Below are 15,558 nucleotides of genomic sequence, written 5' to 3'. Positions count from 1 at the left end.
AAAATTCAAAATTTTATTCTTGGCTAATTAGCAATCCTACAGGGAAATGCGTCAGTGCTTCACCAATAAACAAAGTGTCATTAGCTTGAATTGTTTGCTGTGTAATTGCATCTTTCCACGTTGAAGAGAATCCTGAAGGCAGCTTTAGGGAAGTATCTTGCCAAACTTGTTGTCCAAGCGGATACTCTCCTGGTTGAATCAAGCTGGTGAAAAAGCGAGGCGCAATAGTCACAATCGTCTTATTACCATTGCTCCTTGCAAAGGCAACAATATGGTCTTGCAACTTACCACTCACTTCCAAAGGTAGGTAGTTACCTTCACGGAAAACATTTATATTTTCTGTTCTTGCTTTTAAAGCTTGAACGATTAAGAACAGCTTGATTCTCGCATCTTCTTTCGTTGCCAGTAACTCATCTATCAGCTGGAGGATATCTGTCTTGGCTTGCTCCTTAATTGTTTTGAGGTAGGACTGCCGAATTTCAAAGTCAACTGGACGGCGATTATCAGGATCGACCAAACTGAAATCCCATAATTCAGTTCCTTGATAAAAGTCTGGGATTCCAGGAGAAGCGATTTTTATCAATACTTGAGACAGAGAGTTAAAAATGCCATAGTAAGCAACTCTTTGTTGGAAAGGAATAAATTCTTTTAAGAAGGGATTGTTCTCCGAAAGTTCTAGAACTGATTTGACAAAATTAACAAAGGCATCTTCGTAAATACTATTTTGTCGCAGCCAAGCAGTATACACTTTTGCTTCTCTGATGGCTTTAAGAACATACTCTTTTACACGCTCAACACAGTCTGCATACTCATGTTCAAAAAATGGAAAAGCACCTACAAGGGTTTGGTAGAAAAGATACTCATCGTTCCTGTCGGGCATAGCAAACCGTTTAATAGTCTTTTTGTGGGAATGATTAATTTCACTCCAGATACGGACTTGTTTTTCCCATTCCTCGGGAATTTCTGACAGGACATTTAGCCTTGCCCTGATATCTTCCCCCCGTTTGGTATCGTGAGTTGAAGTAGCATTCATTGCCAGAGGCCAACTCGCCTGCCTTTTCTGATTAAATTCATTAAATTCTGAAAGACTAATACCAAATCGACCGGGTTCGCCACCTACTTCGTTTAAGGCAATGAAGCGATTATAGACGTATAAGGCTGTGTCTTCAACACCTTTAGCCATCAATGGTCCCGTATACTGTTGCACCCTCATAACAAAGTAGAGCCACTGGTCTTTCCCATCTTGCGTGAGAAAATCATCGTATTCCAGCAACAGCAATTTCTCAATAAAGTTCAATTCATTATCTAAGAATGGCAAATGTGGTTTGGCAGCTTCAATCACTTCCCGAATATAAGAACGATCTATCTCAGATATCCCTTCTTGATTGATATAAGTTCGATAAACTGGAAAACGACTAAGGACTTCTGCGAGTGCTCGCTTCAAACCATTGATTGTAAAGTCACTGCCATAACGATAGTTACTTGCTATAGTTTTTAAGAGAAAAGCCAGGTTATCAATATCACCAGCTAAATTTCTCTCTATTATTAAATGTTTTTTCTCTGGGATAAGCTCCTCATAGGGTCTTCTAATTCCTGTAAAATTAGAGTAAATCCGAGTAAACTTATCTTCGTTTTCAGTTTGGCAGAAAATTCCATTGATATAATTTAAATAATCATACCCAGACGTACCTTGAACTGACCAGTTATTCGGCAAGTTTTCTCCTGGCTGGAGAATTTTTTCAACAGTGATGTATGTATCCCCCGTTTTCTCTCTTAGTCTTTCTAAATATTGTGTTGGGTCGTATAGCCCGTCAATATGGTCTATTCGCAAACCTGTAAACTTACCTTCATGAACTAGCTTGGAAATCAGATCGTGAGTATTTTTGAAGACTTTAAAGTCTTCAACCCTAACTGATATTAATTCATTAACAGTGAAAAATCTTCTGTAATTCATTTCTTCAGCCCCTACTTTCCAATAGGAGAGGCGGAAAAACTGTTCGGACAATAAATTCTCTAAAAGATTGAAACTTTCTGGTTTTCCTGGTTCACCATTAAAAAGTTTTAAATTTCCATCAATAAATGTTCTGACATCATTGTTATCATTATAAAGTTCCCAAAGTAGCCCTTTCACAAAAGCTGACTGGTCTCTTCTTTGCTGTGCTGTTAGTTCCGAAGGAATATTTTTTACCATGTAGAGAATACCAAGCAATCTTACAAAAATTGGATGGTTTCTATCTAAAGTTTTGGCTAATTTGCCTAAATTTTGCGTCAAAAATTTGGCATAGGACTCTAGTTTTAGAGGCAGCTTCAAGCTATAATAGTTGACACTCAAACCGCTTTCTTCATACTTTAATTGAATTTCACCTTTCTCTAAGCTATTAGCAAAAAAATCTCCAAGTAAGGGAGCCAAAATAGGTTTATCGCTACTAGCAAAAGGTGAATTCCAGGCAATATCAAAATAATCAAGAAAAGTTGAATCAGGACCGTTTTCTAAAACATCCATCAAATACTGATTTTGGCTATCATAAGCCATATGGTTAGGTACAATATCCTGAACCCAACCCATGCCGCGCTGCTGTAATTCTTTGACTAAGGTTTCAAACGCTTCCTCAGTTCCTAATTCTGGGTTTAGTTGAGTGGGATCGACAACGTCATATCCGTGAGTACTTCCTGCTCTTGCTTTAAATATAGGAGATGCATAAAGATCGGAGATGCCCAAGTCTGCTATATAGCTTGTAATAGCCTTTGCTGAGTCAAAACTAAAGGTAGAATTGAACTGAATTCGGTAAGTAACTGTTGGGATTCGCATATTAAGTGACACCTAATGGTTAATGGTTCGTGGTTCGTGGTCCGTGGTTAATGATGATTTGTTATGAGTTTTTACTATTAACTTCTAACTGCTAACCACCAACTACTAACTATTCTTTTGGTAAAGCGCAAAACTCTGAGGACGGAGAATTAGTTCTTTTCCATTGCTAAGTTCTTTTGGAAGTTGCGAGCCAGACCCTTGCCACTTTTCCTCAGCCGAATCTACAATCTTGCTCCAACCATCGCCTAGCATTGCAGAACCAAAATGAACATCGCTTTGGTTAAAATTCATTAAACAAAGTATGTGATTGTTTTCACTCCACCTACGCCACCAAATAATTTTTTTATCTTCTAGGAAATCGACTTCCATGTTCTGGCGAAGGCGTTCCATCAAAGCGGGAATTGTACTTCGCAGTTGAATGAGGTGCTGATACAATGACCAAAGAATTCGATGTTTTCCTTCTTTGCGTTTTTCCCAATTCAGCTTGCAATTGAGGAAGGTTTCAGAAGATTCTGGATCGGGTGGTTCGCCTTGAGCATGAAAGGCGGCAAACTCTTGTTTCCGCCCTTGTCTGACTGCTCTAATCAAATCAGGATCGGAGTGGCTGACAAAGTAGGCAAAAGGTGCTTCTTCTCCATACTCTTCACCCATGAATAAAAGGGGTATGTAGGGAGAAAGTAAGAGCGCACCAGCAGCTAACTTCAAACCTTCAAACGATACAAGATTTGAGATTCGCTCACCCAGCATTCTATTTCCTACTTGGTCGTGATTTTGAATGCAGACGACAAATTGATTGGGCGAGCGATCGAGTACAGAATTGCCATGAAAGCGTTTGCGATGGGGGGAATACTTCCAGTCGTACACAAAAGTGTCCCGATAGGCTTTTGCCAGGTGTTCGCACTTACCAAAGTCTTCATAATATCCTGTTTTCTCCCCTGTCAGTAACGTGTGTAGTGCATGATGGAAGTCATCACTCCATTGCGCGTCGATTCCATACCCTCCAGATTTCACAGGACGAACAACCCGAGGATCGTTTAAGTCACTTTCTGCAATCAGATAAAGTTTTCGTCCCTGTTCTTTTGAAAGAGCAGCAACATTTTCTGCTAGTTCTTCCAAAAAGTGTTTAGCACCTAAATCGTAAATGGCGTGAACAGCATCTAAGCGTAGTGCGTCAATATGATAGTCTCTGAGCCAGTACAGAGCGTTTTGAATGAAATAGTTACGCACATTATGGCTGTGACCATCATCAAAATTCATGGCATCGCCCCAAGGAGTGCGATAGGCATGTGTAAAATAGGAACCAAAATGGCTCATGTAGTTGCCTTCTGGTCCAAAGTGGTTGTATACCACATCGAGAACTACGGCAACTCCCTGTTGATGGCAAGCGTCTACAAGCCGCTTCAATCCTTCTGGTCCACCATAAGAATTTTGTACCGCAAAAGGATAAACGCCATCATAGCCCCAATTACGATAAGCACAACTATTATCTGTAGGTCGATCGCCAGGAAATTGTGCAATTGGCATGATTTCAATTGCATTCACCCCTAGCTCTTTTAAATCTTTGAGTCGGGGAATAATTGCCTCAAATGTTCCTTCTTGGGTAAAAGTTCCAACGTGCAACTCATAGATAATGAAATTTTCTAAAGGTATGCCAGACCAATTGCTGTCATTCCAAGTAAAGTTATGGTCTATGACCTGTGAAGCAGTGTGTACTCCTGTAGGTTGGTAATTTGAGGCAGGATCGGGTCTGCTTTCACCATTATTTAATTGATAGAAGTATTGTGTGCCGGGATACACGTCCATAGCGGTCAACTGCCAGTATCCTGCGTCCTGCTGCTGCATTGGAAGCAAGCGTTCTTGAGGCGAGACTATTTTTACCGCTGCAGATTCTGCATTCGGTGCCCAAACCCTAAATTCACAACGACCGTCACCTAAGTAATGAGTGCCAATTTTCATAGTAAGTTCTGCATCCTGAGTAATGAGTGATAAATGAGGGAGAAGCAAGACAAGACGGGAGAGACAAGCAAGAAAATTCCTCCTTGTCTCCCTAATCAAGAGACCCTAACTTTCAGCCCCTAGCCTAAGCGTTGTAGCACTACCATTGACCGTGCAACAACGGGTACAGCTTGGTTACCCGTGTAACGCCTTTCCTCTTGGACAAAGCGAGGTTCTTTTGTATCAATCACAATGCGCCACTCCCTATGTTGCATTGCGCTTGGTAGGGAAAACTCAATGGTTTCATAGTGAGCGTTAAAAAACAGGAGAAAACTGTCATCGCTGATACGTTCGCCTTTAGGACCAACACTAGGTAATTGGTTTCCATCCAGGTAAACCCCAATTGACTTGGCGTAACCGATATCCCACTGTTCTTGAGTCATCTCACTGCCATCAGGGTTAAACCACTCGATATCACTGATACCCTTTCCGTAAATTGGTCTGCCCTGAAACCACTTGCGTCGCCGAAAGACTGGATGTTGTTTCCGGAAGTAGACAAGTTCTCGGGCAAAATTTACCAAGTCCTCATTACCTTGAGGCAAGTCCCAATCAAACCAGGAGATTTCATTGTCTTGGCAGTAAGCATTGTTGTTGCCCTTTTGAGTTCGGCCCATTTCATCTCCCCCTAGCAACATTGGAATACCTTGGGACAGCATCAATGTTGCTAAAAAGTTCCGCCGCATTCGTTCCCGCAATTGCAGTACTTCTACATCATCTGTTGAACCTTCAAACCCACAATTCCAGGAGCGGTTGTGGCTTTCTCCATCGCAGTTACCTTCTCCATTAGCTTCATTGTGTTTGTCGTTGTAACTAACGAGATCGTTTAAGGTAAAGCCATCATGGGCGGTAATGAAGTTAACACTTGCATTCGGTCGTCGTCCGTTTAGTGCATACAAATCGGGGCTACCTGTGAAGCAGTAAGCAAATTGCCCCAAGCTTTCATCAATACCGCGCCAAAAGTCCCGCACAGTATCGCGATACCTCCCATTCCATTCAGACCAGAGAACTGGGAATTGACCAACTTGGTAACCTCCAGTTCCCAAATCCCAAGGTTCAGCAATGAGTTTCACACCAGCCAATACGGGGTCTTGATGAATAATGTCAAAGAAAGCTGCCAGACTATTTACTTCGTATAACTCTCGTGCTAACGCTGAAGCTAGGTCAAAGCGAAATCCATCTACGTGCATCTCTAAAACCCAATAGCGCAAGCTATCCATAATTAACTTCAGGACTTGCGGTTGGCGCACGTATAGAGAGTTACCGCAACCTGTATAGTCCATATAGTAGCGTGGGTCGTTCTCTACCAGACGGTAGTAAATGGCATTGTCGATGCCTCGCAGTGTGATTGTAGGTCCTAAGTGATTGCCTTCCCCTGTGTGGTTGTAAACCACATCCAAAATCACCTCTATTCCAGCACGATGCAGTGCTTTAACCATCTCCTTGAACTCAGTGACTTGTTCTCCCAGAGTTCCACTAGAACTGTAGCCGGCATAAGGAGCGAAATAGTTAACGGAGTCGTAGCCCCAGTAATTCTTTAGATTTTTACCAACCAAATGTCCCGGATGTGACAGAAAGTGATGCACGGGCATGAGTTCAACCGCTGTGATTCCCAGCCTCAAGAGATGTTCGATCGCTGCTGGATGCCCCAAACCGGCATAGGTACCGCGCATTTCTTCTGGGATATCTGGATGCAGCTTGGTGAAACCCTTGACGTGGGTTTCATAAATCACAGTTTCATGCCAAGGAGTTCGCAGCAGCTGATCCCCTTCCCAGTCAAAGGTCTGATCTACAACAATAGACTTTGGCATCAAAGGGGCACTATCTAAATCTGAAAAAGAAAGGTCTTCTTCTGGAGATTCCCAAGAGTAACCAAATATCTCCGGACCATTCCCAACATCACCATCTAATGCCTTTGCGTATGGGTCAATCAGCAGTTTATTGGGATTGAACCGATGACCTTCGTTCGGGGCATAAGGACCATGAACTCTATATCCGTATCTTTGTCCTGGTCCTACTCCTGGTAAATAACCATGCCAAACAAAGTTACTAACTTCGGTTAGTTCAAGGCGTGTTTCTTGATTATCTTTATCAAACAAACAAAGTTCAACACCTGTTGCGTTTTCTGAAAACAAAGCGAAGTTTGTACCTTTACCATCCCAGGTGGCTCCCAAGGGATAAACGTTTCCGGGCCAGAGTGCTACGAACATACGATGAACCGCAGATATAAATTTATGTGTAAAATAACTTTGGATCTCAGCTTTTGTTAATTATTTGCTACAAATGGTTTTTTTCGAGCCTATCTATAGGAGGATGTTTGTGATGAGTAAAGATGGAAATAAAAGAATCTAGATATGCTGTTGCATATGTTAGCTGCATTATGTACCTAATTAGTAGTAAGACGTAATGCCACTATACTTAGTATGTCAATCCCCTATTATTAAATCAGGATTGAGCCAATTCCGTATGTTTCGTTTTCCTATTCTGGCTTGCAGATACCTTAAACTTGTGGCTTTCATAATATATAGTTTTATTAACTAGCATAAATGATTGGCTTAAAGGCAGTAAATATATTAGTTTTACAGAAAATTTTCGGAATTTGAAAAATTGCGTTTATTCTAAATTTAGACTTTAGCATATTAACTTAAATTTAGTATAACTTCGTCATTCTCTAGGAATAAAAATTTAATATGTCGGTTGATATAATTATTCCGGTAAATAATTTGCGTTTTTTATGACTACCTATTATCCGCTCTACAATTACCGATTTTTGTAGGTAGGGCTATGTCGCACGTTCGCTGTTGTGAGGTATGACCCTACTACGTCTTTAGGTAATCTTTTTGCGGTAAGGAAATAAATTATGTCTTAGGCAGAGCGCTTATTTGTATAAATTGTGCTAACGTTCATTGTTTGCAAAATGACATTATTATTTTTCATTTCATGAAAAAATATTTTGCAGGAACGCAAACATAAATGCCTCCAGTGCTATATTCATCACAAACCCAGACATATTTAATGAGTGCTGACAAAATATTTACTGTATAAGTTGGAGCTATGCATCTATCTATAGATGGCGATCGCTCAGCACTCACGTCCAAATGTGTGTTAGTTTAAATAATGATAATCAGAAGCCGGTAATAATACCAGGCTTCCTACCATACAAAACCCCTAAGACAAACTTGACGTAGGACGGTTCAGTTGTTGAACAATCCAGTTCCGAACCATCAGGTATACTTCATCAGCTACTTCATCTAGACCATGACCCGCATCTGGATACATAATGAGACGCTTGGGTTCCAGTGCAAGTTGATAGACATATTGCGAACATGAAGGCGGTAAGACCAGGTCAGATGTTCCATGCAACAGCAGCAGCGAGCATCCTGTACCTAATTGAGTGACAGCATCCGTACCGTAAGATTGAGTAGCTAGAGTAATAACAGTCCTGATATCAGGTGATTGAGCTGCTGCTTGGATAACCACTGCACCTCCAAAAGAGTGCCCAACCAGACCAACTTCTTTAACACCTTTGTCTTGCAAATAGATAAGACCTGCTAAAACATCTAAAGTAGATTCCACTAAATCTGTTGGATTTCGATATTGAACTCGCAGAGAGGCTATTCCCTCTTTTCGCAAAACCTCACCCAACAAGGGGTATAAGCCACGAGCTGGTGTGTCCCAGTCACCACCAACGCCTCCAACCAAAATGACTGCTTTTTCTGCATCCTCCACTCGATAGTAGCGACAATCAATTAAACCCCTGCTTGTTGTCATTTGCACTGGATGATATTCTTCCTCCTGCGCTCTTTCTTCAACGTTTTCAACAATCATTTCAAATGATTCATCATAAATAAGTGACATGAAATTCTCCTTAATTCTTAAATTTGAATCGTAAAAATTAAAAGCCCTCCGGGCAAGGCAGAGGGCAGAGGGCATTTATGAAAGAAAAAAGTTTTTAGAAAAGCCCTTTTCCCTTGCTCAAGAAGGGTTTAAGTTCCCCGCCATAATTGAAGATTTGGCGGTCTTCAATCTTGTTGGGGGTCTGAATCCCCGTCTTAATTGCCCTCCTGCCTTTTTCAAAAGCTCTAAACTCCCTCTAAGTAAAAGTTAGAAAGTTTGTTAATCCCAAGTGCTTTAAGCTTGTATCCAGTTTCCACACACTATTAAAGAGAAGCCTCTATCTACGGGTTAATAGATACGGGGACTATTGAATCCTTACCACTAGGAACTCCTGGCGAACCACCGTTAGAAGGGCGAACCACCGTTCGCCCCTACTTCTATAACCTCAGTTAGCGATCGCTGATTGAAGGTGGTCAGCTTTGCGAAAAGAAAAAGACAACCGAAATAAAAAAGTACGGTTTTCCCTACCCACAGGCTGGATTTTCTCGTTATATTAGGGAAGTGTCAAGGGAAAAGACCCTGAAGACACGCCGAACCAAGAAAAAAAGATATAGTTTGAAAGCTAAAAACGAGATGCGAGAGCTTTGAAACTATTGCAGGACTTAGGTTGTGAGGTCACCCCCATCTAGAAAAAAGAAACGGGTGAAGAAAATTTAGAGAAACCCCTTGACAAAGAGAAATAGGGTTGTTACTCTAGATAAAGTGTGAAGCGCGAAGAAGCCGCGAAGCACGCAGCCGAACCAAGATAAAGTAATAGTTTGAAAGCCAAGCATTTAAAGTCCTCGTCAAGAAATTAAGTCGCGGGGAAAACCCCAAGACAAAAAACAAAAATTAGCCAAAAATGTAGAGACGAGCCACGGCGCGTCTGTACAAGAGGAATCAAAACGGAGAGTTTGATCCTGGCTCAGGATGAACGCTGGCGGTATGCTTAACATTACATAGCACAGCATGGCAGTACCGTACCAACCAGCCATAGCAGCCCCAATCGCTGAGGTAATGTGGTCGTAGCCCGGAGCAATATCTGTCACCAAAGGTCCCAGTACGTAGAAAGGTGCCTCAGAACACTCTTCCATTTGTTTCTTGACATTAAACTCGATTTGATCCATTGGCACGTGTCCGGGACCCTCAACCATAACCTGTACGTTATGTTCCCAAGCTTTGCGAGTTAATTGTCCGAGGGTTTTGAGTTCTGCCAATTGTGCTTCATCAGAGGCATCATGGAGACAACCGGGACGGAGGGAGTCACCTAAGCTGAAAGATACATCGTACTTTTTAAAAATCTCAATGATATCTTGGAAGTGGGTGTAAAGCGGGTTTTGCTTGTGATGGCTTAGCATCCACCTTGCCAAAATACCACCGCCACGAGATACGATACCAGTGATGCGGCTTCTAACCAAGGGTAGGTGTTCAATTAAAATCCCAGCGTGAATAGTCATATAATCTACGCCTTGCTGGGCGTGTTTTTCAATCACGTGGAGAAAGTCATCCGGTGTGAGGTTCTCTATTTTACCGTGGACACTTTCCAAAGCTTGATACACTGGTACAGTTCCAATTGGGACTGATGAAGCATTGATAATGGCAGTACGAATTTTGTCCAAATTACCGCCACCAGTAGATAAGTCCATGACGGTGTCAGCACCGTATTTCACAGCTAAATGCAGCTTCGATAGCTCTTCTTCAATATTGGAAGAGTTGGGAGATGCACCAATGTTAGCATTAACCTTACACTTGGAAGCGATGCCAATACACATTGGTTCCAAGTTAGTATGGTTAATATTAGCTGGGATAATCATGCGTCCCCGTGCCACTTCGTCTTTAATTAGTTCAACGGGAAGGTTTTCCCGGTGAGCGACGTAGTGCATTTCTTCGGTTATCACACCCTGACGGGCATAATGCATTTGTGTAACATTACTTTGCCCACTACGCTTAGCGACCCATTCTGTCCGCATATATTTTGATTACCTCGATAAACAGCTTCCCTCCGCCGGTATTACCCGGACTCAGGTGTTAAGGGTCTAATCTCAGCCTGTTATACAGGCACCCCTAGCTTGAGAAAAGATTTTACCATTTTCCTTATGGTAAAAAGCAAGGAGTTGACAAAATGAGAGGTAAATGCAGTCAGGATTACTTTACTGACCCATGACTAATAACTATCGATATATCCTTTTCTACAAACCCTATGGAGTCCTTTGCCAGTTCACGCAAGATATGCCCGATCGCAGCACCCTAAAAGATTATATTAACGTTCCCAATATCTATCCGGTGGGACGTCTGGACTGGGACAGTGAGGGTTTACTGCTGTTGACCGACCACGGACAATTACAACACCGCCTTTCTCATCCTCAGTTTGGACACGAACGTACTTATTGGATACAAGTAGAACGAATTCCTGATGATGCGGCGTTGGCTAAGCTGAAAGAAGGTGTTATTATTCAAAACTACCGTACTCGACCAACCAAGGTACGATTGTTACCAGCAGAACCAGCTTTACCAGAACGCAATCCGCCCATAAGATTTCGTAAAAATGTGCCAACTGCTTGGTTGGAAATGACTTTAACAGAAGGGAAAAATCGGCAAGTGCGACGAATGACAGCATCTGTGGGATTTCCAACTTTGCGCTTGGTAAGGGTGAGCATCTCCCATCTACAACTAGAGGGTTTGCAACCCGGTCAATTTCGAGACCTAACTAGTAATGAACTCAAATTATTATTACGTTTGGCTTCTGGAGGTAAAACTCAAAAATAATTAGGTCGTCGAAATAGCAGCATAGCGGCTTGCCGATATTGAAAATTTCTAGATAAGATTTGTAAAAATTAAAACTGCTACAAAAATTCACTATATGAACCACAATATATTGTAGGTCTACTGTAGGCAGGTGCTGATAATTGTGGCACTTTGGATTGTAGTGGTTAGAAGCACCTTGGAACGGGAATGAAGGAACTTCCACAATGCTGATTTGCCCTCAGTGTAATTTTGATAACCCCAACAGCAATAAATTTTGCCAAAACTGTGGCGCTTCACTGACCCATCGGATCTGTCCGAAATGTAGTACTCACGTTGCTTTGGATGCACAATACTGTGACAACTGCGGTACTGAATGCGGAACAGTTTGGTGGGCAATTATTACCAAAGTAACGAGGGATTGGGAGCTTGGCAAGACAGAACAAGAGGACAAGGAGAACTCCCCTACAGATCCACTTTCCCTTTCTGCGCCTCCCCTTGTCTCCTCCTCCCCCTCTCCTCTGCCAGTCGGGTCTTATTTAGATGAGCAGCGGCGATATCAACTACTAGAAGCGCTACCAGCGTTGGCAGAAATTGCCCCCAATGCTGAGGTGTGCGTGAGAGTGCTAGATTGCCAACCTTATCAAAGGTCTCTTCTTGAGGTCATGTTGGATAATGAGCAACAAGGAATGGCGACAACATCAGTAGGAACGAGTCAAATTCCCACTCTGGCTCAACCATACGTTACTTTACAATCCTTATGTAATTTAGGGATACCGCCAATCCACGATGCTTGGCAACAGAATGACATCCAGGTAGTACTGATTCAAGACCGATCGAATTGGCAGTACTTACTTGACGTATGGCATGAAGAAACAACGAGTTCGTTGCAAATCGTAAACTTTTTTTATCAAATGACTCAACTTTGGGTCGTTCTAGAAAAAGTCAACTGTCGTCAAAGTCTTTTGGAGTTATCCAACTTGCGGTTGGATGAAGACCAATCATTGGCATTACAGAAGTTGTACCTAGAACCTAAAGATGAAGATACTACAGAGCGTCAATTCTCAACAGAGATAGAAACACCAATAGCTGCTGTGGATGGGTCGGGGTTCACAATTCAAGTTTTAGGACGAGTGTGGCAAGCTTTGTTTAGAGAATCCCAACGCACTCAGTTTGGCTCTATTCTACATTTATTAGGAGATTTAGAACTAGATAAAATTCAGTCCTTAGAGGAATTGCAATCTCGCTTAGAGGTTATCTCCTCGGAATTACAAGGCCATTCTTTTACGAATCTGCCTTCAGCTACCTCAGAATTCCCACAAGGTACTGCTTCTCCTACTATCTTGCAATTAGATGAAGAAGAAGACACAGAGTCAAAGGGCGATGATATGCCGACAGTGGTTCTACCAATGCAATTAATTAGTCTAGATTATGCAGGGCTAACCGATGTAGGACGGCAACGCGACCACAACGAAGACTACTTTGGTATTGAAACAGAAATTTATAAATTGGAATTGCCTAATAGCCGTACTTTGCAGGCGAGAGGTCTGTATGTTCTGTGTGATGGCATGGGCGGGCACGCAGGCGGTGAGGTGGCTAGTGCTTTGGCTGTCAGCACTTTAAGACAGTACTTTCAAAAGCATTGGAGTTCCAAGCAACTGCCAACGGAAAGCGAGATACGCCACGCAGTACGTCAAGCGAACAAGGCAATTTACGATGTCAATCAAAAAGATTCCCGTTCTGGCGTTGGACGTATGGGTACGACTTTAGTTATGGTTCTCATGTATGACACTCAGGTTGCCGTAGCTCACGTGGGAGATAGCCGTCTATACCGAGTCACTCGCAAGGGGGGATTGGAACAAATAACGGTAGACCACGAAGTTGGTCAAAGAGAAATTTCTCGAGGAGTTGAACCTACTGTGGCTTATGCTCGCCCTGATGCTTATCAACTCACCCAAGCTCTCGGTCCGCGGGATGAGAATTTTATCATTCCCGATGTTAAGTTTTTAGAGGTAAATGAGGATACCTTGTTTATTCTCGCTTCAGATGGGTTGTCAGATAACAATTTTCTGACAATCCATTGGGAGACTCACTTGCAACCTTTGCTGAGTTCTAGCGCTAATTTAGAGCGCGGTGTAAAATCTATCATTGATTTGGCAAACAATTACAATGGTCATGACAATATTACTGCTGTTGTTATCCGAGCAAAGGTACGACCAAACATGGAACAGCAGCTGTGAATTTTGGATTGGGGACAAGGACATAAGGAGATAAGCAGACAAGAACTTTCCTTGCCTCCCCTTCTCCTTGTATCCCCTCCCGTTGTCCCCTCTCCCCATTCTTCACTTTAAAATCGCCTATGGTCACACTGACCCTTTTAGAACCGCAAGAAAAAACACCCCTCCAGCACTGGCACTTTCAGGATGAAACTGTTATCCGGATTGGTCGCTCGGCGGACAATGACATCGTTTTGACCGATAGCTTGGTTTCACGACATCATCTGGAACTTAGACAAATGGGTTCTGCCGAATCTGGCAATTCTAAGGGCGGTTCTTGGCAGGTGATTAGTAGAGGTACAAATGGGACTTTTCTTAACGGGGTTTTGGTTACTCAGGGGTTTGTTCCCGATAATTCCTTGTTGCAATTGGCACAGGGAGGTCCGCTCCTGCAATTTCAAATGAACTGGGAAACTCTACCACAACGGTCTCCAGATGTGCCTAATTGCACACACGCAGGAAATTCTCCTGAGAATTTATTTTGCATCCACTGCGGTCAACCCCTGAATATTCTGCACACGATTCGTCACTATCAAGTGTTGCGAATCTTAGGGCAAGGGGGTATGGGTACGACTTATTTAGCACGGGATGCCGCCGGTAAAATTGCCGGACAACGGGGATTACTGGTGTTGAAGCAAATGAATGCCGATATGGCTAAAATCGCTAAGGCACAGGAATTATTTGAAAGAGAGGCGCACACTCTTAAATCCCTGAGCCATTCTGGAATTCCCAAATATTATGATTTTTTTGTGGAAGCTGGGAAGAAGTATTTAGCGATGGAATTAGTCCACGGGCAGGATTTAGAAAAGCTGATTTACAAGAAAGGTCCGGTAACACCAAGCCAAGCGATCGCTTGGATGATTCAAACCTGCGATATTTTGGACTATATTCACAGCCAAGAGCCTCCTCTTATCCACCGCGATATTAAACCTGCGAACCTCATGGTACGCAATGCTAATAATCGTATTGTGGTACTAGATTTTGGCGCTGTTAAAGAGATTGGAACTGTCCCTGGTACCCGTATTGGTGCAGAGGGTTATTGCGCCCCCGAACAAGAACGAGGACAGCCCGTGACCCAATCCGACCTATACGCTATTGGTCCAACGCTTATTTTTCTGCTTAGTGGCGAAAGCCCCTTTAAGTTCTACCGCCAACGGGGACGAACTTTTCGGTTTGAGGTGGCAAATATTCCCACCATTACTCCCAAATTAAGGGAGGTAATTGACCGTGTGACGGAACCTTTGCCACGCGATCGCTACCAGAGCGCTAAAGAATTAGCGGCTGCACTGTCTGTCTGCCAGTAAGGGGTGTTTGTTAGTGGTTGGTTGTCGATCGCTAACCAATGTAGAGACGCACTGTTTGAAGCGTCTCTACCACCTCTATTCTTCGTCCCATGCTTCTACAGATAGCAATTCGCTCACTGGGTCTTGCATACTAAACCCATAATCTAGCAGCTCTTGTTTCCAATGCTGCCAGTCATTGCCAAAGAGCAATGCTATTTTCCAGATGCTATCTGTGGGTTTGATAATCTTAGATTCTACAAGCGAATGCACATTCCGCTGCAACTTCACCATCGGGTGAATTACTTGTTGCTTACTACTCATAACCTCAATTAATTTCAGATTTGGTTTAGTAAATGCTTAATCAAAACTGCTTTCCGTTTTGGAATAATTCCGTTGCGTAGAGTTTTGTACTTTCGCAAAGCCAGTCTTAACTTCTTAACTATATCATAGCTTACCCAACTACGGTACGGTTTACTTCGGTTTTGTACGGTAATTACCACAAACTAAGTTAAATTTGCCCCCAAGAATTTATAACGGACATCGGTATTAAAAAGCTAAGTTGCTTTTTATTTGCACAGAT

At 42.5% G+C, this 15,558-nt stretch carries 8 protein-coding genes, 1 pseudogene and 1 riboswitch; of the genes and pseudogenes, 3 read left to right on the top strand and 6 right to left on the bottom strand.

What is annotated here, in order from left to right; translation table 11 throughout:
• Positions 1-13: 13 nt before the first annotated feature.
• The 5 genes and pseudogenes from treY to thiC form a co-directional block, all read right to left on the bottom strand.
• On the bottom strand, positions 14-2,809 hold the full coding sequence (treY, locus tag ACYRY3_RS31415; protein WP_460205580.1) for a malto-oligosyltrehalose synthase: 2,796 nt from the start codon (positions 2,807-2,809) through the stop codon (positions 14-16).
• 105 nt (positions 2,810-2,914) lie between these two features.
• Positions 2,915-4,765, bottom strand: a complete 1,851-nt coding sequence (treZ, locus tag ACYRY3_RS31410) for a malto-oligosyltrehalose trehalohydrolase (protein WP_460205579.1) — start codon at positions 4,763-4,765, stop codon at positions 2,915-2,917.
• Between the two features lie 119 nt (positions 4,766-4,884).
• The gene (glgX, locus tag ACYRY3_RS31405) at positions 4,885-7,011 is read right to left on the bottom strand and encodes a glycogen debranching protein GlgX (protein ID WP_460205578.1); all 2,127 of its coding nucleotides are present in this window, start codon (positions 7,009-7,011) and stop codon (positions 4,885-4,887) included.
• A 958-nt stretch (positions 7,012-7,969) separates the two neighbouring features.
• A complete protein-coding gene (locus ACYRY3_RS31400; protein ID WP_460205577.1) occupies positions 7,970-8,659 on the bottom strand; it encodes an alpha/beta hydrolase family protein in 690 nt (229 codons plus the stop codon).
• A 974-nt stretch (positions 8,660-9,633) separates the two neighbouring features.
• Positions 9,634-10,647, bottom strand: a pseudogene (gene thiC / locus ACYRY3_RS31395) (phosphomethylpyrimidine synthase); the annotation flags it as partial.
• A gap of 10 nt (positions 10,648-10,657) precedes the next feature.
• Positions 10,658-10,753: riboswitch (TPP riboswitch) on the bottom strand.
• 84 nt (positions 10,754-10,837) lie between these two features.
• On the opposite strand from thiC, the gene ACYRY3_RS31390 reads away from it, so the two are divergent.
• The 3 genes from ACYRY3_RS31390 (at position 10,838) to ACYRY3_RS31380 (ending at position 14,999) form a co-directional block, all read left to right on the top strand.
• On the top strand, positions 10,838-11,443 hold the full coding sequence (locus ACYRY3_RS31390; protein ID WP_460205576.1) for a pseudouridine synthase: 606 nt from the start codon (positions 10,838-10,840) through the stop codon (positions 11,441-11,443).
• A 203-nt stretch (positions 11,444-11,646) separates the two neighbouring features.
• Entirely contained in the window at positions 11,647-13,659 is a 2,013-nt protein-coding gene (locus ACYRY3_RS31385; RefSeq protein WP_460205575.1) for a serine/threonine phosphatase, read from the top strand.
• 119 nt (positions 13,660-13,778) lie between these two features.
• The gene (locus tag ACYRY3_RS31380) at positions 13,779-14,999 is read left to right on the top strand and encodes a protein kinase domain-containing protein (protein WP_460205574.1); all 1,221 of its coding nucleotides are present in this window, start codon (positions 13,779-13,781) and stop codon (positions 14,997-14,999) included.
• Positions 15,000-15,074: 75 nt separating this feature from the next.
• On the opposite strand, the gene ACYRY3_RS31375 is transcribed toward ACYRY3_RS31380, so the two are convergent.
• Entirely contained in the window at positions 15,075-15,299 is a 225-nt protein-coding gene (locus tag ACYRY3_RS31375; protein ID WP_038079617.1) for a DUF4327 family protein, read from the bottom strand.
• Positions 15,300-15,558 lie beyond the last annotated feature (259 nt).

The sequence above is a fragment of the Scytonema sp. NUACC21 genome, assembly GCF_054684315.1.
The sequence above is the reverse complement of the archived record's forward strand: the minus strand, read 5'-3'. Positions and strand labels throughout refer to the sequence as shown.

What these genes read in the sequence shown, in the direction of transcription:
- treZ (WP_460205579.1), bottom strand. Translation starts at nt 4,765, where the DNA reads ATGAAAATTGGCACTCATTACTTAGGTGACGGTCGTTGTGAATTTAGG.
- ACYRY3_RS31375 (WP_038079617.1), bottom strand. Translation starts at nt 15,299, where the DNA reads ATGAGTAGTAAGCAACAAGTAATTCACCCGATGGTGAAGTTGCAGCGG.
- ACYRY3_RS31380 (WP_460205574.1), top strand. Translation starts at nt 13,779, where the DNA reads ATGGTCACACTGACCCTTTTAGAACCGCAAGAAAAAACACCCCTCCAG.
- ACYRY3_RS31400 (WP_460205577.1), bottom strand. Translation starts at nt 8,659, where the DNA reads ATGTCACTTATTTATGATGAATCATTTGAAATGATTGTTGAAAACGTT.
- treY (WP_460205580.1), bottom strand. Translation starts at nt 2,809, where the DNA reads ATGCGAATCCCAACAGTTACTTACCGAATTCAGTTCAATTCTACCTTT.
- ACYRY3_RS31385 (WP_460205575.1), top strand. Translation starts at nt 11,647, where the DNA reads ATGCTGATTTGCCCTCAGTGTAATTTTGATAACCCCAACAGCAATAAA.
- ACYRY3_RS31390 (WP_460205576.1), top strand. Translation starts at nt 10,838, where the DNA reads ATGACTAATAACTATCGATATATCCTTTTCTACAAACCCTATGGAGTC.
- glgX (WP_460205578.1), bottom strand. Translation starts at nt 7,011, where the DNA reads ATGTTCGTAGCACTCTGGCCCGGAAACGTTTATCCCTTGGGAGCCACC.